At 31.9% G+C, this 20,757-nt stretch carries 19 protein-coding genes, 1 pseudogene and 1 riboswitch; of the genes and pseudogenes, 15 read left to right on the top strand and 5 right to left on the bottom strand.

Annotated features, from left to right (window positions below; genetic code table 11):
* Positions 1–6 precede the first annotated feature (6 nt).
* The 5 genes from hisIE (at position 7) to CN925_RS18300 (ending at position 3,675) form a co-directional block, all read left to right on the top strand.
* Positions 7–654 (top strand): bifunctional phosphoribosyl-AMP cyclohydrolase/phosphoribosyl-ATP diphosphatase HisIE, encoded by a 648-nt coding sequence (hisIE, locus tag CN925_RS18320; RefSeq protein WP_098848271.1) that lies wholly within the window; start codon positions 7–9, stop codon positions 652–654.
* Positions 651–1,475 carry a histidinol-phosphatase HisJ gene (hisJ, locus tag CN925_RS18315; RefSeq protein WP_098848270.1) on the top strand — a complete coding sequence of 275 codons (825 nt, stop codon included), beginning with the start codon at positions 651–653 and terminating at the stop codon, positions 1,473–1,475. Before hisIE ends, hisJ begins: the two co-directional genes overlap by 4 nt.
* A gap of 290 nt (positions 1,476–1,765) precedes the next feature.
* Positions 1,766–2,224 carry a DinB family protein gene (locus tag CN925_RS18310; protein WP_098848391.1) on the top strand — a complete coding sequence of 153 codons (459 nt, stop codon included), beginning with the start codon at positions 1,766–1,768 and terminating at the stop codon, positions 2,222–2,224.
* A gap of 151 nt (positions 2,225–2,375) precedes the next feature.
* Positions 2,376–2,927, top strand: a complete 552-nt coding sequence (locus tag CN925_RS18305; protein WP_098848269.1) for a GNAT family N-acetyltransferase — start codon at positions 2,376–2,378, stop codon at positions 2,925–2,927.
* Between the two features lie 172 nt (positions 2,928–3,099).
* Positions 3,100–3,675, top strand: coding sequence for a GNAT family N-acetyltransferase (locus tag CN925_RS18300; protein ID WP_098848268.1), 576 nt, complete (start codon positions 3,100–3,102; stop codon positions 3,673–3,675).
* Positions 3,676–3,721: 46 nt separating this feature from the next.
* Here CN925_RS18300 and CN925_RS18295 read toward each other — a convergent pair whose 3' ends face one another.
* Entirely contained in the window at positions 3,722–3,904 is a 183-nt protein-coding gene (locus tag CN925_RS18295; RefSeq protein ID WP_098848267.1) for a hypothetical protein, read from the bottom strand.
* Between the two features lie 89 nt (positions 3,905–3,993).
* Entirely contained in the window at positions 3,994–4,128 is a 135-nt protein-coding gene (locus CN925_RS21655; protein WP_286138498.1) for a hypothetical protein, read from the bottom strand.
* A gap of 102 nt (positions 4,129–4,230) precedes the next feature.
* On the opposite strand from CN925_RS21655, the gene CN925_RS18290 reads away from it, so the two are divergent.
* Positions 4,231–4,374, top strand: coding sequence for an imidazoleglycerol-phosphate dehydratase (locus tag CN925_RS18290; RefSeq protein WP_098848266.1), 144 nt, complete (start codon positions 4,231–4,233; stop codon positions 4,372–4,374).
* Between the two features lie 142 nt (positions 4,375–4,516).
* Here CN925_RS18290 and CN925_RS18285 read toward each other — a convergent pair whose 3' ends face one another.
* A complete protein-coding gene (locus CN925_RS18285) occupies positions 4,517–4,981 on the bottom strand; it encodes a hypothetical protein (protein ID WP_098848265.1) in 465 nt (154 codons plus the stop codon).
* 208 nt (positions 4,982–5,189) lie between these two features.
* Between CN925_RS18285 and CN925_RS18280 the strand changes: the two genes are divergently transcribed.
* Positions 5,190–7,943: a dynamin family protein gene (locus CN925_RS18280; protein ID WP_180233015.1), complete on the top strand. Its 2,754-nt coding sequence runs from the start codon at positions 5,190–5,192 to the stop codon at positions 7,941–7,943.
* A 62-nt stretch (positions 7,944–8,005) separates the two neighbouring features.
* Positions 8,006–8,334, top strand: a pseudogene (locus CN925_RS18275) (IS1595 family transposase); the annotation flags it as partial.
* Positions 8,335–8,380: 46 nt separating this feature from the next.
* On the opposite strand, the gene CN925_RS18270 reads toward CN925_RS18275, so the two are convergent.
* A complete protein-coding gene (locus tag CN925_RS18270; protein ID WP_098848263.1) occupies positions 8,381–8,947 on the bottom strand; it encodes a nucleotidyltransferase family protein in 567 nt (188 codons plus the stop codon).
* A 189-nt stretch (positions 8,948–9,136) separates the two neighbouring features.
* Positions 9,137–9,391, bottom strand: a complete 255-nt coding sequence (locus CN925_RS18265; RefSeq protein ID WP_098848262.1) for a hypothetical protein — start codon at positions 9,389–9,391, stop codon at positions 9,137–9,139.
* A gap of 628 nt (positions 9,392–10,019) precedes the next feature.
* Between CN925_RS18265 and CN925_RS18260 the strand changes: the two genes are divergently transcribed.
* The 7 genes from CN925_RS18260 (at position 10,020) to CN925_RS18230 (ending at position 20,683) form a co-directional block, all read left to right on the top strand.
* Positions 10,020–10,748 carry a GntR family transcriptional regulator gene (locus tag CN925_RS18260; RefSeq protein WP_098848261.1) on the top strand — a complete coding sequence of 243 codons (729 nt, stop codon included), beginning with the start codon at positions 10,020–10,022 and terminating at the stop codon, positions 10,746–10,748.
* Positions 10,745–12,289: a gluconokinase gene (gntK, locus tag CN925_RS18255; protein ID WP_098848260.1), complete on the top strand. Its 1,545-nt coding sequence runs from the start codon at positions 10,745–10,747 to the stop codon at positions 12,287–12,289. The genes CN925_RS18260 and gntK overlap by 4 nt, the downstream gene beginning before the upstream one ends.
* An 18-nt stretch (positions 12,290–12,307) precedes the next feature.
* A complete protein-coding gene (locus CN925_RS18250; RefSeq protein ID WP_098848259.1) occupies positions 12,308–13,654 on the top strand; it encodes a GntP family permease in 1,347 nt (448 codons plus the stop codon).
* Between the two features lie 733 nt (positions 13,655–14,387).
* Positions 14,388–15,743, top strand: coding sequence for a branched-chain amino acid transport system II carrier protein (gene brnQ / locus CN925_RS18245; RefSeq protein WP_098848258.1), 1,356 nt, complete (start codon positions 14,388–14,390; stop codon positions 15,741–15,743).
* A 182-nt stretch (positions 15,744–15,925) separates the two neighbouring features.
* Positions 15,926–17,314, top strand: a complete 1,389-nt coding sequence (locus tag CN925_RS18240) for an amino acid permease (RefSeq protein WP_098848257.1) — start codon at positions 15,926–15,928, stop codon at positions 17,312–17,314.
* Positions 17,315–17,537: 223 nt separating this feature from the next.
* Positions 17,538–17,737, top strand: a riboswitch (cobalamin riboswitch).
* Between the two features lie 146 nt (positions 17,738–17,883).
* Positions 17,884–20,175 carry a 5-methyltetrahydropteroyltriglutamate--homocysteine S-methyltransferase gene (gene metE / locus CN925_RS18235; RefSeq protein ID WP_098848256.1) on the top strand — a complete coding sequence of 764 codons (2,292 nt, stop codon included), beginning with the start codon at positions 17,884–17,886 and terminating at the stop codon, positions 20,173–20,175.
* Positions 20,176–20,188: 13 nt separating this feature from the next.
* Complete coding sequence (locus CN925_RS18230; protein WP_098848255.1) at positions 20,189–20,683, top strand: acyl-CoA thioesterase; 495 nt, start codon at positions 20,189–20,191, stop codon at positions 20,681–20,683.
* Positions 20,684–20,757 lie beyond the last annotated feature (74 nt).

The raw sequence follows: 20,757 nt of genomic DNA, 5'->3' as shown, positions 1-20,757 counted from the left end.
GAAAACATGTTTTTTGATATCGAAAAAATTCGCTTTAATGAACAAGGTTTAGTACCAGCAATTGTGCAAGATATTGATACGAAAGAAGTATTAATGTTAGCCTATATGAATAATGAGTCCATTAAACTCACACTCGAAACTGGATTTGCAACATTTTTTAGTAGAAGTCGTAAGTCAATTTGGAAAAAAGGGGAAACGTCGGGGAATCTGCAATATGTTAAATCAATTTCCTATGATTGTGACCAAGATTCAATTTTACTACAGGTTGAACAAGTCGGTGTAGCTTGCCACACAGGAAGCTATAGTTGTTTTTCAGAAAAATTGACTTTAAAACAAGAAAAAAATATTGTTCAAAATAAATCATTAAGTCATCTGCCAAATCTTTATGAAACGATACGAGATCGAAAAGAGAATCCAATTGAAGGGTCTTATACAACCTATTTATTTAATCAAGGTATTGATAAAATCTTGAAAAAAGTAGGGGAAGAGACAAGTGAAGTAATTATTGGTGCTAAAAATGAAGGAACTGAAGAATTAATTTATGAAATTAGTGATTTAGTCTATCACACTTTGGTTTTAATGGTTGAAAAAGGAATAAAACTTGAAGAGGTAAACAATTGCTTAATTAATAGGAAGGAGAAAGTAAAATCTTGAAAATTGATGGTCACACGCATACACAATATTGTCCGCATGGAAGTGGTGATGACGTACAATTAATGATCGAAAAAGCGATTGAACTTGGGTTTGAGGAATATCATATCACCGAGCATTCACCAGTACCATCATCTTTTCAAAACAGCTTAAAGCCAGATGAGGCAGTAGCTTCTCTAGCAATGTCTGAAAAAGAAGTAGACGAATATATTAACGAAATGTATAAAGTAAGAGATCAGTATAAGGATCGAATTCGAATAAAAATTGGTTTTGAATACGATTATTTACCGAGTGAATCAGTCTGGTTTAAAGATTTTTTAAAAGAATACGGCAAATATTGCGACACGGGACTTTTGTCAGTCCACTATCTAGAAGGAAAAAATGGCTGGCATTGTTTAGATTATAAAGCTGAAGATACGCTATCTGGTTTAGTAAATTACTATGGCAGTGCAGAAGCGTTTCAACTTGCTTATTATGATCTTGTAAAACAGTCAATCATTGATGATTTAGGTCCGTTTAAACCAAAACGAATCGGACATATGACCTTATGCAATAAATTTAAACAGTTTTTGAAATGTGATGATACACAAACGATCCTAAATAAACAAGTTGAATTATTAAAGCTAGTAAAAGAAAAAAATTATATGTTAGATTATAATACTGCAGGATTATTTAAAGAGTATTGTGGTGAATCATATCCACCAGTCCATGTCGTTGAAATTGCGAATTCATTAAATATAGAGTTTATGTATGGTTCTGATTCCCATAGTGTAAAGGATATTGGAAGAGGATATGATGTTTATTTTTCAAATAGTAAAAAATAAATTTTACTAACGATTGCTATTCACTTTGTAACTTCATAATTAATGCTACTAAAGGAGTCCTATTTGTGACTCCTTTTTGGTTTATAAGAAAGTTAAAAAATAAAAGGAAAAAATAGCCATTTGTTGAATAAATAATCAGTGGTGACCTCAAAATGGATCAATTGATATGATTTAGTTCAATTTTCATCCTCCTTTAATGACAATTTAATCGTTATGAGGAGGCTTTTCAGAAGTAATTTCTAACATTGTTAGGGTTTAAAGAAGGAGGAGATTTTTTGAATAGAAAAGAAATGTTATTAAACGTATTAGACAAAACATATGATAAGGAAAGTTGGTTTGCGCCACTAAAAGATTCAATTGAAGGTATTACAGCTGGACAAGCTAGTTGGAAACCATCAGGGGATGCAACTAAATCAATTTGGGAAAACGTTAACCATCTTCTATATTATAAAGAACGAATTGTAGCAAATTTAGAAGGTAGAGAATGGACACAAAATCTAGATGGTGACCAAACCTTTTCTTTTACTGAACAATCGAATGAAGAAAACGAATGGAAGAAAGTAGTAGAACGTTTGGATAATAGTAGTTGTAGATTAAGACAACTATTGAGTAATATGACTGATGAGGATCTAAAAAGAGATTCTTTTTTTGAATTAAAACTAATGGATCTATTACTACATGATGCTTACCATACCGGACAAATTATTCAAATTAGAAAAATGCAAGGATCGTGGCCATCACATCGTTGATATAACCGATAAAGGCAGCTTAAAGCTGTCTTTTTGTATAAAAACACTCGGATGTTGAAATTAATATTCAACAAATAGAATTAGAATTTGGATATTTCGGTAAAGAAATCGTCAAATCAGTTTAATAAAACTAAATTTTAAAGGAGAAATCATGTTTAGTTATAAAATTGAAGAAAACTTGCATTTAAAGTTATTAACTCTACAGGATGCAGAAGAATTATATAAATTAACAATTAATTCAATGGAACATTTGAAAGAATGGTTACCATTAATTGTACATAATAAAAAAATTGAGGATACAGAGAAGTTTATTAAATCTACTATGAAACAATTTGCTGAAAATAATGGATTTCAAGTTGGTATATGGTCAAATGCAAAACTTGTTGGCGTAATTGGATTCCATAAAATCGATTGGTCAAATAGGTCGACAAGTATCGGTTATTGGTTAGGAAAGGGGTTTGAAGGATCGGGCATAATGTCAAAAGCTTGTCATGCATTTGTTCATTATGCATTAACAGAATTATCGCTAAATCGGGTTGAGATTCGTGCAGCTGTTGAAAATTCAAAAAGCCGTGCTATACCTGAGAGATTAGGATTCGTTCAAGAAGGTTGTATCAGGAAAGCTGAATGGTTGTATGATCATTATGTAGACCATATTGTTTATGGTATGTTAGCGGAAGATTGGGTTTCTATAAACAAATAATGTGCAATTCATATTAAGGAACTTTTTTTCTTGCATGAAAAGTATTAATACTTCAAATACTTCATTTGAAAGGACTTTAATATGAAAAAGTAGGGCAGCTAGTGAATAGTCATAAACATAATGACTTGACTATTGAATGCTATAAACTGCATGTAAGAAAAGGAGAATATCTATGCATTGGTATGAAAAACTGAATCAGTATTTTCCAGTTGAAGAAATGAAATCAAGGGAACATATGGAGACTTTATTGAAAGAGCGGTCAGATATTTATCATAAAGATGAAGGTCCGCATCATGTGTTAATGTATGCCGAACTGGACGATTTTGTCTTTATCGATTACTTGTTCGTTTCAAAAGATGCCCGTGGTCAAGGTCTTGGGAATAAATTGCTTGATAAGCTAAAGAAGAAGGGCAAGCCAATTATATTAGAGGTTGAACCAGTTAATTATGAAGATACAGATACAGAAAAAAGACTTCGATTTTATAAAAGAGAAGGTTTTGAGCATGCTCAGTCGATTGGATATAATAGACGCTCTCTAGCTACTCAAGAAATTAACCCTATGGAGATTTTGTACTGGTCTCCAAATAATGAGAGTGAAGAAATGATTTTTAAAGCGATGAAAAAAACATATAATATGATTCATACATATAAAGATACACATTTTTACGGTGAATCCTATCAGCCTGTAGAGGAAGTTTTAACGTTTGGTGAAAATAATACCAATCAAAATCTTTTAGAAGATATATAAAAATGCAAAATCAAAAACGACTGATTACCTCAGTCGTTTTCTCTAATTACACACCCATACGTTTGCGCTGATTGTTTGGCTTTTTAGAAATTTGATTCTTTTTCGTCATATCTTTAACAGCATTTACACCAGTATTATGATTAGCGTTTTGCTGTTTTTTGCTAGCCAACTTTTGTTTCATTAATTCCTGAAGACTAACTTTTTTTGGTTCATTGTTTTTTTCACTCATAAATTTAGTTTCCTCCAATGTAATCATACTTTTATAATGACTTGTTGAAGGAAAATTAGCAAGTACATTTAAAAGAATTAAAACTTCTATTAATTTTCTTTTTCTACATTTTTCTTATGAAACTCTTCCATTTTTTTACTCTTCGAATAAGCAGATTCCTCTGAATGTCCAAATTCATCGACAGAACTTTTCTGTGGACCTTTGTTTGTATGTCCTTTTGCCATGTTTATCCCTCCTTTTTTATTATTATGTGCTTAAATTCCTTGAATAATCTTTAATTTAAAATGGGAATCTATTTATGATAAATGGAATTAGGAGGATGGAAAATGACAAGTAGAAATGGCAGTAAAGGAAGTAAAAATCAAAACGCACCGGAACTTCATGGACAAACACCTATTAGTGGTGACAATACAAAAGGAAATGTTTATCGTTCAAAAAAAGGCAGTAAATCAAAAACTGAATTGCATTAAATTAAAAGAGACTGTCCGGTAGATTTCAGCCCTGAGCTTTAAAAAACAAAAAGCAAGAATGTTGATTTAACATTATTCTTGCTTTTTTAATTTGACGTTTTTTTATCAAACAGGGCTTTTTAGTCAGCCTCTATATCTTTATTTAATCTCGAACAGTAAATCCTTCTTCATCTAAATATTCACAAGCTTCTCCATAGCTATTGAATGTCCCATCAAGATTTTCTCCTGCATAAACATTCCACATATCCATTTCTGAAACAAGCTTAAGAGTTTGTCCGTTCGCATTAACCCAGATTTCTTCTACTTCTTCATCTTCTTCATAAATTGGTTCAGTTGATAAACTTTCAATTGATTTAGTAAGTACTGTACGAAGTTCGTCTTCAGTAAATTCTCTTATATTTACCATACCTTTTTCGTTTGTTTTGTACCCCTTAATCCCTTCAGCATATACAAAGCCATTCCCATTAGGATGTAGGTGATAAACAACATTCTTTTTCTCTTTTAAACTTTCTTCATATTGAAAATTAGTACGCCCAAGTGAGACTGGCTTTTTTGTTAATTCTGGAAATGATTCAATGATTGCAAGTTTCTCTTCGTAAGTTAGCATAATGCCTCCAAATAATTATTCTTTTACCTATGTTTTGTGTGTATCGTAACAAATATAACAAAAATCTTATGAAAATGACATAGAATTGTCATAATTTCGGTTGCTCTTATTTGGTAGAATAATAATGCTGCATAAATTTAACATATTCTTTTTGGTATATTTTTTGAACTTGATTAGATTGATTTTATTATACATAGTGGGTGATAACATGACAGTGGAAGTTAAAGTAAAAGTGAAAGAACAATTTATTAAAAAACAATTTTATAAATCGTATTTAAATGAAAATGAAAACAATAGCCATCCTATTGCAGTTTTAGCTGATCTTTACAATGAACAAAATGAAGATATGGATCTTTCATCTATCCGATTTGCACAAGGTGAAGTTTATTTTGAAAATAAAGATTATGAATCTGCAGTTTTTAAATGGGAAAAAGTCGCAAACCAATTAAGCGATTGGGCAAAGAAAAATATTGCTGATTCTTATTATGAAATTGGTGCATTTGAAACGGCAGAAAAGCTATATAAAGAAGTGAAAACAGATAGTAGTACGTTAACATCTGAAATATTCTTAAAGTTATTCTCTCTTTATATCGATGTTTCGAAATACGAGGAAGCAGATCGTATTATTAAAGAAGCAGTAAAATATAATCCTGATTATCCAAACGTAACAAGAATTGCACGTAATTTTTATGAAAAACACCATGATTGGACTAGCGCTGTAGCTCTTGCTTCAGAAGAATCAATTCGAACAGAAGATTTAAAATGGTTTATTGTATTAAGAGAATACATTATAAATGGTGTAACAAAAGAGATGGCACCGAGCTATTTTGTGCAACCGTTACTATCATTAGCTAGAGTCGATCTTGAGCACTTTGAATTAATGGTAGAAGCACTTTGGAATAGTTACAGAGACCAATCAGTTTATATAAGTTGGTTACAAACATTCAATGATATGTTATTCCAAATCAATGTTGAGACAGGTGTAAAGTGGAATCGATTGCCATCAATCTATTCAATGACTTATGAGGAATTAGTTGAAGGGCAATATTTTGTTGCTCAGCTTGAGGAAATGATGCCAAGCTTCTTAACAAACTGGTTACGTATTACTGATATTAAAGGTGCGATTTTAGCAACGACTGCGACACTTGCATGGGATCGTTTATTCCCAGGTAGTATCGACTATCAAATTATTGCTGACGCAGAAAAGGCATTTGAACAATTAGTAAAAACGCCTGATTGCTTTGAAATCGGCAAAGAATTATTTGAAAACATTCTACAATGGTCTGCTTTAAATGAAATTGAAGTTGGTGATCGTTTTGAGTGGTGGACAAACAAATTAACTCAATTTGAAAATACAACAATGCTTGTTGCTGGTACAACTGGTAACGGTAAATCTTCATTTGTTAACTCGCTTTTAGGTGAGAAAATGATGGGTTCTTCTACGACAATTCCAGTATTATTTGAACAAGATAATGATTCAAATATTATCGTATTTTCGAAGGAAGGAAATACACAACTTGCTGAATTTGCTGATTTTTACGATTTAACAACAGTTGAAAATAATCTGTTAAAAGGTGATGAATTAGTATACTATAAATTACCAAATTCATTTTTAGAAAAGCATCGCCTATCAATCATAGACACACCTGGAATTGATGGGAACCAGGTTAATACTAAAGCATTATTCCAATCTGTAAAACTTGCAGATCGTCTTGTTTTTGTTTTAAATGCTACTGCACCTTATACAGCAAACGAAAGATCTTTACTAGTGAAAATTCATAAAGAATTACCAACTCTACCAATTCACTTTATTTTAAATAAGATGGATTCTATTTATAGTAAAGAAGAAATTGATCGAGTTCGTGCTGAAATCCAAGCGAAAATTAATCTAGATTTCCCAAGTGCTAAAGTATTACCTTATTCTTCAATTTATAGTAATCAGGATCAATTTAAAGATTTAGAATTATTTATTGAAAATAATGTACTATCTACTGAAGCAAATTCTAAACGAACTGAGAAATTATTATTAGCGATTCGCAAATTAATTAATTTCCTATTAGAAAAACGAGTTGAGAAGGAAGAAGAACTACTTGCTAATGTAAAATGGAATGAAGTTCTGGATGATAAATTAAATGGTCTATTACATTCATTAAAAGATAAAGAAATGGATCATTTAAATACAATTAAAAACTCTTATCGTGAATTAAAAGACGAATTAAAATATGACTTAAAGCTGAGTATTCCTGGTCTACTTAAAGAATGTAAAGAGTTAATCAAAGAAGATAGTGATTTCGGTACAATTCTTGAAACGCTTAACGAAGAGATGAATCTTCGAATTGGTGAATATGTTCGAGAGAATACTTTACCAAAACTGAATGAAGCTCTTCAAAACTGGATTAAAGAATCAGGTGTATTATTAGAAGGTACTCAAAGCTACTTAACTGAAATGAGTGATTCATTAAATGAGTACATTGGAAATGAATATTTAAAATTTGAGTGTGATTTTAAAGTATTAGATGACTGGCGCCGTGATGCTGATCGAATGACTAGTATGACTCAGTTAGATGATATGAATATTTTATTACATTCATCTCCATCTCAATTTATCTTAAAAAGCTCTGGAATCTTATTAGGCTTACTGCCACAAAATAAAGCAAAGCTTGTTGCTCAATATCAAAAGTATGTTGATAATGTCGACTATGATGGTGTAACATCAGAATTATCAACGAAGTTTTTCCTACAATTTGAAATGTTTGAAAAAACTTTACCAAGAGATCTATCAATGTTCTTACATGCTCCATTTGAGCAAATTCACGAACTAGTTGATGAAACAAGATTAGCAATTTCTAACTATATCCAAACTTTAGAAGATATGAAATCAAATCCAAGTATTTACTTCGATCCGATTACATTCTTCAAAGTAAGATTAAGACAATTAGAATTTTTAACACTGCGTAAATAATAAAAAAGAGCGTGCTAGATTACACGCTCTTTTTTCATTTGGCTTTTTTCGCGAAGATTGTTGCTATTTTGACCATAGATACGGCTACAAACTATAAGAAATTCCTCTGATAAAGGCATTGAAACACGAGCCTATTAATCTTAGTAAAGAAGGATATGTAAAAAAAGGCATCTACTACCTGAATAACGTAAACAACTATCACAAACGGTTAAAGGATTGGATGGATAGGTTTCAAGGGGTGGCGACTAAATATCTGGACAATTACCTTTATTGGTTTAGCTATCTTCAACAAAACAAGAAAATTGAAGAGAAAGAACGGATAAATCAAATGTTGCTCAGTGCTTGTCGGAACTCAAACACCATCAGAGTAAATTTTCTGCGTGAGGTATAAAAAGCCATTTCATAAAATGAAACGACTTATTTCTTAATCAGTTTTTTTATATGTGCTGGATTTTAATTTTATGCCAAATAGCCTTCCAATTCTTTTTTATAATTCGCTCCTCGTAAATTGCAGCAAGTTCTTCTGTTTCGATAAAATGGGGAGTCGGTTTCAGTTCTAAATTAATGACATCATCTATTCCACAAGGAGAAGTAAGAATCAGTTTATTAACCTTGTCTAGCTTTACTCCGAGAGCAGTTGCAGTTTCTGGAAACTTTGAAATAGCATCCTCCGATGATGTATAAGGAGGAAGATTATTAATGACGTGCATCCTTGCTTCATTTTTAACAGACCAAGGTATATTAGGCATTATGCTTTTCAACTTATTCTCTAATTCCTTTTCAAAATTCTCATCAATGTTTTCGTTATCAAAATAAATAACATCTACATCTGGGGTGTCAGTTCTTTCATTAAACCCGTGCAATGTGTCCCAGATTTTTGAACGTACAAATCCTGCACATATCCACCAATCAGGCAAATTTAATGTACTCGCAACCTTTATAATCTTCATCATTTTTTCATCGCTTTGGATTAGCTTTATTACATCTTCTTTATTCTTTAACATCTTAAAGTTATCCCACATTTAATAACAGAACATATATTCCTATTTTAACACAACAAAGCGTAAAGGTAGAATATTCCAATAAGATTTTAAAACACAGTTAATCCTTAATATCTAAAAGCAACAAAGTTTACGAAAAGAGCCTTTAATTTTAATATATGCGATTATTTATAAAGCCAATAATACATTCAACTATTCCTCTATATCTTCTTCATACGGAATATGTACAACGATTGTTTGGTAACCCTCCTTAATTTTTACATAACCACCCCAAGGGATTTGAAGTATTAAAAAGGCTCCTTTAGAATCAATTGAAAAATGTGCAATTTTTTCATGTTCTTCATCTAGCAATAGTACTTCTCGATCATTTCCAACAGTCCTAATTCCAGCGTGGCAGTGAATTTGAATTTTCCAGTTGCCTAGTCTACTTAATAAGAAATGACTCATAGTTCATATCTCCTTCTATCAGTTAGTTTCTTTAAAAAGAAAAATAGTAAGCTCATCTTTAAATTCATTCTATTCTGAAGAACGATTACTTAAAACTATTTAAGTAAGTTTGGAACTTGAGCTTTTTTTAATACTTTATGCGCTAGTAAATAACTCCCTGCACTAATCACTAACAAACAAGCCGAATTTAGATAAGGAGTTGATGTGTATTGTTTTAGATTAAAAAGAGGCATTCTACTAGTGAGTGTTATTTTATATGAAGAAAGTGACCAATTACTTAATCTAAGATAAGTGGTAATTTTTGGTATTAATTATGTAAGAATATGATGTAATTTAGGTAACAAAGTCTGTTTACTAAAAAGAACATGAAGATTTTAATTTCGTTTTTTTTTTCTAACTAAAATATTGAAATTATAGGAATCCTATAATGTATTTAGCCCCAATTAATGACTAGGAATACTTAATTGGTTCGTCGACGTTTTATACAAAATTCCTAGTAAGCATTTTTAATGATATTAAAACGTCGATTTCAGAGTAGCGTAAATTGAAGTAAAAGCGCTTGCATTTTTTTTATTATGTTCTATAATACTTGTATACAAGTATACTCGTATGAAACGAAGGTGAACCTATGTCAGAATTAAAGCAAAATCTTTATCCAGAAAAATGGTTATCAAAAGCTTCAGCTGGTGATCGTGTAACATATGAATTAAGGATGAAAATAATTTCTGGTTTAATTGAAAGCGGTACCAAGTTATCAGAAAATAAATTGGCTGCCGATTTTAATGTAAGTCGTTCTCCTATTAGAGAAGCATTAAAAACGCTTGCATCTGAAAATCTGATTTGTTTAGAAAGAATGGGTGCAGTTGTTATTGGATTAACTGATAAAGAAATAGAAGAAATATATGATGTGCGATTACTAATCGAAACATTTGTATTTGAACGATTAGTTAAATTAAACACGAAAGATTTGGTGATGGAACTTAGTAAAATTCTTGAAATGATGAAAGTTGCTATTAAATATCAAGATGCCGATGAGTTTTCATTTCAAGATGTTTTATTCCATGAAACAATTATTCGTGCCATTGATCATTCATACATTTTAATGATCTGGAATAATGCAAAACCAGTCATGGAAGCGTTTATCCTTTTATCGATGCGAGTACGATTTAAGGAAAAATACGAAGACTTTCAACGAATAGTCGATAATCATCAATTATATATTGATGCAATTAGTACGAAGAATAGAGAACTTATGATTCAATCTTTACATCAAAACTTTGACGATGTTCAAGGAAAAGTAGAAGATCTATGGAGATCACAACAAATGTTTTCAAAAGGAGTAGAACAAGAAAAATGACAAATTACATGTTAGGGTTAGACATCGGTACTACAAGTACAAAAGCCGTTTTATTTACTGAAGCAGGTGAAGTCATTCAACAAGAGAATATCGGATACCCTCTCTATACACCTGATATTTCAACAGCTGAACAAGACCCAGAAGAGATCTTTGCAGCTTTAGTACAAGCAATTTCTAAAATAATGAAACAACATGCTCAAAAAAATATATTATTTATTTCTTTTAGTAGTGCCATGCATAGTCTCATTGCCATGGATGAAAATGATCGACCATTAACGCCTTGTATTACATGGGCAGATAATCGAAGTGAGTCTTGGACTCATAAAATAAAAGATGAATTAAATGGTCATGAAGTATACAAACGTACAGGAACTCCTATTCATCCAATGTCGCCTTTAAGCAAGATAACTTGGATTGTAAATGAACGACCTGAAATCGCTCAGAAGGCGAAAAAATATATTGGGATTAAAGAATATATATTTAAAAAATTCTTCGATGAATATGTTGTCGATCATTCACTTGCTTCAGCCATGGGTATGATGAATCTTAAAACATTAGATTGGGATGAAGAAGCATTACAAATTGCAGGGATTACACCAGAACAACTATCAAGATTAGTACCTACTACTGAGATTTTTACAAATTGTAATTTTGAATTAGCTAGACAAATAGGAATTGATCCACAAACTCCTTTTGTAATTGGTGCAAGCGATGGCGTACTTTCTAATCTTGGAGTGAATGCGATTCGAAAAGGAGAAATTGCAGTCACAATCGGGACAAGTGGTGCAATTCGAACGATTATTGACAAACCACAAACTGATGAAAAAGGACGAATATTTTGCTATGCACTAACAGAAAAACATTGGGTCATCGGTGGACCAGTAAACAATGGCGGAATGATTTTTAGATGGATTCGTGATGAATTTGCGGCTTCGGAAGTTGAAACTGCAAAAAGATTAGGCATTGATCCATATGAAGTACTAACAAGGATTGCTGAAAATGTAAAACCAGGAGCAGATGGCTTATTATTCCATCCTTATTTAGCTGGTGAACGTGCACCTTTATGGAACCCAGATGTTCGAGGATCCTTTTTCGGCTTAACGATGGCACACAAGAAGGAGCATATGATTCGCTCTGCACTTGAGGGTGTTATATACAACTTATACACTGTATTTTTAGCTTTATTGGAATGTATGGATGGACCAGTAACTAACATTCAAGCAACTGGTGGGTTCGCAAGATCTAATGTATGGCGTCAGATGATGTCCGATATTTTTGATTTAGATGTAGTTGTACCAGAAAGCTATGAAAGTTCTTGTCTTGGTGCTTGTATTTTAGGTCTATATGCAACAGGAAAAATAGAATCCTTTGATGTAGTATCTGAAATGGTTGGTAATACTCACAAACATACTCCGAATGAAGAAGCAGTAAAAGAATATCGTGAATTATTGCCTATTTTCATTAGCTTATCGAGAGTATTAGAAAAAGATTATAAGAGCATTGCTAATTATCAAAGAGGATTAATAAATAAAAACAAATAAATTTTAGGGGGAATTTCCATGCCACTAGTTATAGTAGCTATCGGAATAATTGCATTACTAGTTTTAATCATGAAGTTAAAATTAAATACATTTCTTTCATTAATTATTGTTTCATTTGGAGTTGCTTTAGCACTTGGAATAAAACCAGATAATATTGGCACAACCATTGAAGCAGGATTAGGCGGAACACTTGGCCATTTAGCACTAATATTTGGACTTGGTGCAATGCTTGGTAAGTTGATCGCTGATTCTGGTGGCGCGCAACGAATTGCGATGACACTTGTTAATAAATTCGGTGAAAAGAACATCCAATGGGCAGTTGTTGTTGCTTCATTCATTATTGGTGTCGCTCTATTTTTCGAAGTAGGATTAGTATTATTGATTCCGATTGTATTTGCTATATCAAGACAATTAAAAGTTTCTATTTTATATTTAGGTATTCCAATGGCGGCTGCTTTATCTGTCACACATGGTTTCTTACCGCCACATCCAGGTCCAACAGTAATCGCTGGTGAATATCATGCAAATTTAGGTGAAGTATTACTGTACGGATTCATTATTGCATTACCTACTGTTTTTATCGCAGGTCCTTTGTTTACAAAGCTTGCTAAAAAGTTAGTACCTGAATCTTTCACTAAAACAGGTAATATTGCATCTTTAGGTGAACAAAAAACATTTAAACTTGAAGAAACTCCTGGTTTTGGAATTAGTGTTTTTACGGCTTTACTTCCTGTTATTTTAATGTCATTTGCAACAATTGTTAATTTACTTCAAAAAACAATTGGATTTGATGATAATGGCCTACTAGTAGCGATCCGCTTTATTGGTAATGCAGGTACAGCTATGGTGATATCACTTTTAGTGGCAATCTATACAATGGGATTAGCTAGAAAAATTCCTATTAAAGAAATTATGAACTCTTGTACAACTGCAATTACACATATTGGGATGATGCTCTTAATCATCGGAGGCGGCGGAGCCTTTAAACAAGTGTTAATTGATGGCGGTGTTGGTGATTATGTAGCTGAGTTATTCAAAGGAACTTCAATCTCACCCATTTTACTTGCATGGATTATTGCAGCAATCCTACGTATTTCACTAGGTTCTGCTACTGTTGCAGCATTAACTACATCTGGTTTAGTCATACCAATGTTAGGTCAATCTGACGTTAACTTAGCTTTAGTCGTTTTAGCAACTGGAGCTGGTAGCTTAATCGCTTCACACGTTAATGATGCAGGTTTCTGGATGTTTAAAGAATATTTTGGGTTATCGATGAAAGAAACTTTCTTAACTTGGACATTACTAGAAACAATTATTTCCGTTTGCGGATTGGTATTTATTCTTTTACTAAGTTTATTCGTATAAAGAACCAAGTGAGATATTTTCTTTTCTCATACGGTTAGTTAATTAATTATAAAGGGCAGTATCCTCGTTATAATACGTAGAAGCTTCTTAAGTATTATAATAGTGGTATACTGCCTCTTTATTTTATTACAGTGTTATTCTAGCCCTTCTAGGACCCCTTTTTATAGGTTTTAGGCTAGTTCATATGATTATATTTATACAAGCAATCACGCATTTTCTATGTGGTTCGAATGGTTAGTAGTGTTATTTTTAGCATCATATTTAATGTATTATTTATTTTTAGTAATAATCCTTCATGTAATAGGTACTGCTCTTACTATGGTTTTAGCAAATTTCGCGCAGCATGAACCAATTATATATAAAAAAACAAAGCAAAAGTTCAATAAGGTCCATATGATTAAACTTTTAAATAATTATGCAATTGTATAAATAGAACAATTAAAAAGCACCTCAGTTTATCAATTGAGGCTCTTTTTTTATGATTAATTTTTACTTTTAAACCAAGCATAAATGCTCTGCAAGCAACAATCTAATAGTGAAACGACTGAATAGGATCAATAGTTTTGAATATTTTGTGTCAAAATAGTATCAGACGAAGAAACAATATCTTAATATAGAATAATTTTATTGAAATTTTATTGAATTTGATAGAAATCTGAGGTAAGATTGTTTGGTCTGAAAATTAGTCCAATTGGGAAACTTTAATACAAATTATTAATCGGAGTTGTTGTTTATGTCACCAAGAGTACCTAATACTTTTATCATCATTTTAGGTTTTATGTTATTTGCACTGTTTTTTGGAGCAGGAAATCTAATTTTTCCACCCATACTTGGACAGTTAGCCGGAAAAAACTTATGGATTGCCAATGCCGGTTTTTTAGTTACTGGAGTTGGACTACCATTATTAGGTGTTACAGCTTTTGTTTTTTCAGGTGAAAAAAATTTACAATCTTTAGCTAGACGTGTACATCCGTTGTTTGGTATTGTGTTTACTACGGTTCTCTATCTAGCAATTGGTCCATTTTTTGCGATCCCTAGATCAGGGAATGTATCGTTTGAAATTGGCGTTAAACCCTTTTTGTCGAATGATGCAAATCCTGGTGCTTTAATCATATTTACAATCTTATTTTTCACAGTTACATGCTTGTTATCACTTAATCCTACAAAGATTATTGATGTAGTTGGAAAATTTCTAACTCCTATTAAATTAACGTTTATCGGATTGCTTGTTGTAATCGCTATTATTCGTCCAATTGGAAAATTTCAAGAGCCATTTAAAGGATACTCAACAAATGTATTTTTTAAAGGTTTTCAAGAAGGTTATTTAACAATGGATGCTCTTGTAGCGTTTGTTTTTGGAATTATTATTGTAAACGCAATTAAAGGAAAAGGAGTTACAACTAAAAAACAGCTAATGATCGTTTGTGGAAAGTCAACAGCTATAGCTGCTACACTTTTAGCAATTATCTATTCTGCTCTTGCTTATATGGGGGCTTCAAGTGTTGAGCAACTTGGTCGATTAGATAATGGAGCTGAAGTTTTAGCGAAAGTATCAGAGTATTATTTTGGTTCTTATGGAGCAATTTTTTTAGGTTTAATGATTACAGTGGCATGCTTAACTACGAGTGTTGGACTAATTACAGCTTGTTCTACTTTTTTCCATGACTTGTTTCCAAACATTTCCTATAAGAAAATTGCCATCATTATGACTGTATTTAGTACTCTTATAGCAAATATAGGATTAACCCAATTAATTAAAGTTTCAATTCCTGTATTAATGACATTATATCCTATTGCTATATCCTTAATTTTCTTAACATTCTTACACTATGCATTTAAAGGTAGATCAGAAGTGTATCAAGGTAGTTTAATCTTAACTTTTATTGTGAGCCTATTTGATGGGTTAAACGCAGCTGGAATACAGATTGAAGTAATTCATCATTTCTTCTCTAAGTATCTTCCGTTGTATAGTTTAGGTTTAGGTTGGATATTACCAGCTATTATTGGTGGTTTTCTTGGTTTTTATATTAGTATTTTACGTAAGAAAAATAAGAAAAATATTCCTAATTCAATTCGAAAAATAAGTTAATAATAGGAACTAAAGAAGCTTTTTAACTGTAAATATTTTTGATAAGTTAGTAATGGTTTTAGGGGAGAGGTTTTTAAGATTGATTATGACACTTGTTTTAATCAATTCAGATACAAAATCGTACTTAAGTAAAGTTTCTTAAATGAAATTTTTATTAAAGTAGTGTAAGGGGAGGAAATAAAATGGCAGAAAAGCAATTGAAAAAAGGATTGAAAGCGCGCCATATTCAGATGATTGCCCTAGGCGGTACAATCGGTGTAGGTTTATTTATGGGTTCAACTAGTACAATTCATTGGACAGGACCATCTGTAATGCTAGCTTATGCAATATCGGGGATTTTCATCTTCTTCATTATGCGTGCAATGGGAGAAATGCTATACGTTGAGCCAAGTACAGGTTCATTTGCAACATTTGGCCATAAATATATACATCCTTTAGCAGGGTATATGACTGCATGGAGTAACTGGTTCCAGTGGGTTATTGTTGGAATGTCAGAAATTATTGCAGTTGGCGCATATATGAAGTACTGGTTCCCAGATCTACCTGCTTGGATACCTGGACTTATTGCAATTGCGATTCTTGGTGCAGCAAATTTAGTTTCGGTTAAATCATTTGGTGAATTTGAATTTTGGTTTGCAATGATTAAAGTTGTCACAATATTATTAATGATTGTTGCAGGATTTGGACTTATTTTCTTCGGTTTAGGAAACGGAGGAAATGCAATTGGTGTATCTAACCTTTGGAAAAATGGCGGCTTCTTTACAGGTGGTTGGTCAGGTTTCTTCTTTGCACTATCACTTGTTGTTGGAGCTTATCAAGGTGTTGAATTAATTGGTATTACAGCTGGAGAAGCAGAGAATCCGAAAAAGACATTAAAAGATGCGATTCAAAGTCTTATTTGGCGTATTTTAATTTTCTATATTGGTGCTATTTTTGTAATTGTAACTGTTTTCCCTTGGGATCAACTAAATTCAATTGGTAGCCCATTTGTTGTAACTTTTGCAAAATTTGGTATTACAGCTGCAGCTGGAATTATTAACTTTGTCGTAATCACTGCTGCATTGTCTGGCTGTAACAGTGGTATTTATAGTGCAGGTCGTATGCTTTATACATTAGGTATAAATGGACAAGCACCTAAATATTTTACAAAAGTCTCAAAGCACGGGGTGCCTTTATTTGGTACGATCGGTGTACTAGTTGGTTTAGTAATCGGCGTTATTTTAAATTTTATTGCACCAAAGAACTTATTCGTATATGTATATAGTGCAAGCGTACTACCTGGGATGATTCCTTGGTTTGTCATTTTAATTAGTCATATTCGTTTCAGAAAAGTAATGGGAGATGAAATTAAGAATCATCCTTTTAAAATGCCTTTTGCACCATTTACGAACTACTTAACTTTAGCGTATTTAGTTATGGTATTAATCGGTATGTGGTTTAATGATGATACACGTATTTCACTTATTGTAGGGATTATTTTCTTAGCAATTCTTGTTATTTGTTTCTATGCTTTTGGTATCGGAAAACGTAAACCTTTAAATGATCAAACAGATGAAAAAATAGCTAACTAATTAATTTCTTAGTTAAAAGGATGTTCCTTTAAACAAATAATGCGTTCGTATGAATAGATCAATCAGTCATTAAACTGATGAGGTTTTCATACGAATGTTTTTTATTGTCTGAATAACTAAATTTACAGTATTCATAAAACTAAAAATGAATTTTTTTTAATTGCACGTAAAATAAAAAATAAATATTTTGACTATTTTTGCATTTTATGACAAAATGATTAAAACTAAATAGTAGGGAATAGGTGTAAATGAATTTCAAAGTTTGAAAATCATTTACTTAAAAGGGAAGTTTGGTTTAATTCCAACACGGTCCCGCCACTGTAATAGAGGAGTAAATAATAAGATGCCACTTATTAATATAGGGAAGGCTTTTATTTACAAAGATTCTTAAGTCAGGAGACCTGCCTATTCTAACGACGCTGTTTGACCTACGAGAGATAGGGAGGTGCCTTATGGAAAGAAAGCTTAAGTTAACGTATTCTAATTATTTATGTTTTCCAACTTAAAGGCATTTTTGTCTCATATGAGATAAAAATGCTTTTTTATTTTAGTTAAAAGGAGAGGGAGAAATGGTGCACATAAGTAATTTAGGATATCCGAGAATTGGTGAAAATCGTGAATGGAAAAAAACGTTAGAAAGCTTTTGGCAAAAGAAAATTGATCAAAGAGAATTTGAACAAGAAATGAAATCACTGAGATTAAACTCAATAAAGAAACAGCATGATTTAGGTGTGGAACTAGTTCCTGTAAATGATTTTACGTTTTATGATCATGTGTTAGATGTTGCAACGATGTTTGGTTGGATCCCTAGTCGATTTGGTGAAATAAATGAAAGGCCAAGCCTAGATACATATTTTGCATTAGCAAGAGGTAGTAAAAACATTGTAGCTTGTGAAATGACAAAATGGTTTAATACAAACTATCACTATATCGTCCCTGAATATCAAAAAGACAAGCAACATAGATTATTATTCAATAAGCCATTAGAAGCATACAAAGAGGCATTAACTGAGCTTGGTATAAAAACAAAACCTGTCATTCTAGGAATCTATACATTTGTACAGTTAGCAAAAGGTTACAAAGAAGAAGAAAAACGAAACATAATAAATCATCTAGTAAATCTTTATATTCAAATGCTTAAAGAGCTTGAGAATGAAGGTGTTGAGTGGGTACAAATTGATGAACCATGTTTTGTTTTAGAAGAATCAAGCGAAGATATTCATTTTATGAAAGAAATTTATGAACAAATTGCAAAAGCTGTCCCTTCATTATCAATTATGCTTCAAACTTACTTTGAAGCAGTAGAACAATATAAAGAACTAATTTCGTTTCCTGTAGCAGGCATTGGTCTTGATTTTGTTCACGGTAAAGATGGTAACTTACAGTCGATTCTTGAGTACGGGTTTCCAAAAGACAAAGTACTAGGTGTAGGAATCATTAATGGACGGAATATTTGGAGAAATGATATAAATGAATCTATTGATTTTTTAAATTCTCTTAAAAAGGAAATAAGTCCAAAAGATTGGTGGATTCAACCATCTTGTAGTTTGCTTCACGTACCAGTTACAAAAGTTGAAGAGAATTTATTAAATGATACTTTGTTTGAAGCTTTATCGTTTGCCAATGAAAAATTAGAAGAGTTAGTTTTACTAAAAAGTTTATTTATTAACAATCCGAACTTAGTTGAAAATGAAGTTAAATATGCAAGTAATTGTTTAGTAAATTTAAAACAACTAAGCCAAAAAAATAACGAAACTCTGAATGAATTAGAATCGATTAATGAAGAAGATTTTAGAAGACCAGTACCATTTCATTTAAGATATCCAATACAAAATAAAGTAATGAATTTACCAATTTTACCAACGACGACAATTGGAAGTTTTCCTCAAACGAAGGAAATTAAACAAATAAGACAGCAATGGCGAAAAAAAATGGTCGATGATTCAGAATATATAAATCAAATTAAAATGAAAATTAAAGAATGGATTGAAATTCAAGAAAATATTGAAATGGATGTTTTAGTACATGGTGAATATGAGCGTACAGATATGGTTGAATATTTTGGTGAAAAACTAGAGGGATTTGCATTCACGAAAAAAGCATGGGTTCAGTCGTATGGGTCGCGCTGTGTTAAACCGCCTATTATTTTTAGTAAAGTAGAGTTTACAAAGCCAATTACCGTAAATGAAACTGCATATGCACAAAGTTTAACAACTAAACCAGTCAAAGGAATGTTAACAGGCCCAGTCACAATATTAAATTGGTCGTTTGTTCGTGAAGATCGAACAAAAGAGGAAATAGCATATGAAATTGCATTAGCCCTACGTAAAGAAGTAAAAGCACTTGAAGCTGTTGGTATTTCAATTATTCAAGTTGATGAACCTGCCATTCGTGAAGGATTACCTTTAAAGCAAAAGGATTGGGATCAATATTTACATTGGGTAACGAGAGCATTTCGTTTAACTACATCAAGTGTCAGAAACGAAACGCAAATACATACTCATATGTGTTATAGCAACTTTAGCGATATTATGGATACAATTATTGATTTAGACGCAGATGTTATTTCAATTGAACATGCAAGAAGTCATCAAGAATTTTCTACTTATTTATCAAATTCCCCTTATCCCTTTGGAATTGGATTAGGCGTGTATGATATTCATAGCCCGAGGGTACCGTCGGTTGAGGAAATGGAAGAAAATATTATTAGCTCTTTAAGAGTATGTGATGCAAATAGATTTTGGGTTAATCCAGACTGTGGTTTAAAGACGCGTAATGAAACTGAGGTAATAGATGCCTTGTCAAATATGGTAAAATCTGCAAAAATAGTTCGAGAAAAATATTATACAATTATTAAATGATAGGGTGAAATCGATGAATGGTAGATATGTAAAAGAATCCAGAGTATTTGATAGTAGTAGAATATTTCCAACTGATTTAAATAATCATGGTACATTATTCGGAGGAAAAATGCTTGCAGCAATGGACTTAATTGCCTCCATCTCAGCTACAAAGCATTCAAGAATGGAATGTGTAACCGCATCGATGGATTCAGTAGAATTTTTATGTCCAGTTCGCGAAAGTGATTGCATATATTATGAATCATTCGTGATTTTAACAGGCTCAAGCTCAATGGAAGTATTTGTTCGAGCTACTGCCGAAGATTTACTTTCAGGTGAAAAAAGGGTTGCTGCAACTTGTTTTGTAACATTTGTTGCACTAAAAGATGGTAAACCACATAAAGTAGTAGAGGTTATACCAGAAACTAAGGAAGAAATAAAATTACAGCAATTAGCATTTAAGCGTTTAGAAAGTCGCCAAATAAGAAAGAAATTAAGTAAGGAATTGGCATTAATTTGGAAAGAATAAAAAGAAACCATTGAATTCATACTAAAAGTAAGCTAAGATTAAATTAATATTTTTAAGGAGGCATCAAATTTAGA

The organism is Bacillus sp. AFS055030, from assembly GCF_002574545.1.
GTDB lineage: Bacteria > Bacillota > Bacilli > Bacillales > Bacillaceae_G > Gottfriedia.
The sequence above is the reverse complement of the archived record's forward strand: the minus strand, read 5'-3'. Positions and strand labels throughout refer to the sequence as shown.

Excerpts from the sequence above, each read along its gene's own strand:
- hisIE (WP_098848271.1), top strand. The coding sequence starts at position 7 with ATGTTTTTTGATATCGAAAAAATTCGCTTTAATGAACAAGGTTTAGTA.
- CN925_RS18310 (WP_098848391.1), top strand. The coding sequence starts at position 1,766 with ATGTTATTAAACGTATTAGACAAAACATATGATAAGGAAAGTTGGTTT.
- CN925_RS18305 (WP_098848269.1), top strand. The coding sequence starts at position 2,376 with ATGTTTAGTTATAAAATTGAAGAAAACTTGCATTTAAAGTTATTAACT.
- CN925_RS18300 (WP_098848268.1), top strand. The coding sequence starts at position 3,100 with ATGCATTGGTATGAAAAACTGAATCAGTATTTTCCAGTTGAAGAAATG.
- CN925_RS18295 (WP_098848267.1), bottom strand. The coding sequence starts at position 3,904 with ATGAGTGAAAAAAACAATGAACCAAAAAAAGTTAGTCTTCAGGAATTA.
- CN925_RS21655 (WP_286138498.1), bottom strand. The coding sequence starts at position 4,128 with ATGGCAAAAGGACATACAAACAAAGGTCCACAGAAAAGTTCTGTCGAT.
- CN925_RS18290 (WP_098848266.1), top strand. The coding sequence starts at position 4,231 with ATGACAAGTAGAAATGGCAGTAAAGGAAGTAAAAATCAAAACGCACCG.
- CN925_RS18285 (WP_098848265.1), bottom strand. The coding sequence starts at position 4,981 with ATGCTAACTTACGAAGAGAAACTTGCAATCATTGAATCATTTCCAGAA.
- CN925_RS18280 (WP_180233015.1), top strand. The coding sequence starts at position 5,190 with ATGACAGTGGAAGTTAAAGTAAAAGTGAAAGAACAATTTATTAAAAAA.
- CN925_RS18270 (WP_098848263.1), bottom strand. The coding sequence starts at position 8,947 with ATGTTAAAGAATAAAGAAGATGTAATAAAGCTAATCCAAAGCGATGAA.
- CN925_RS18265 (WP_098848262.1), bottom strand. The coding sequence starts at position 9,391 with ATGAGTCATTTCTTATTAAGTAGACTAGGCAACTGGAAAATTCAAATT.
- CN925_RS18260 (WP_098848261.1), top strand. The coding sequence starts at position 10,020 with ATGTCAGAATTAAAGCAAAATCTTTATCCAGAAAAATGGTTATCAAAA.
- gntK (WP_098848260.1), top strand. The coding sequence starts at position 10,745 with ATGACAAATTACATGTTAGGGTTAGACATCGGTACTACAAGTACAAAA.
- CN925_RS18250 (WP_098848259.1), top strand. The coding sequence starts at position 12,308 with ATGCCACTAGTTATAGTAGCTATCGGAATAATTGCATTACTAGTTTTA.
- brnQ (WP_098848258.1), top strand. The coding sequence starts at position 14,388 with ATGTCACCAAGAGTACCTAATACTTTTATCATCATTTTAGGTTTTATG.
- CN925_RS18240 (WP_098848257.1), top strand. The coding sequence starts at position 15,926 with ATGGCAGAAAAGCAATTGAAAAAAGGATTGAAAGCGCGCCATATTCAG.
- metE (WP_098848256.1), top strand. The coding sequence starts at position 17,884 with ATGGTGCACATAAGTAATTTAGGATATCCGAGAATTGGTGAAAATCGT.
- CN925_RS18230 (WP_098848255.1), top strand. The coding sequence starts at position 20,189 with ATGAATGGTAGATATGTAAAAGAATCCAGAGTATTTGATAGTAGTAGA.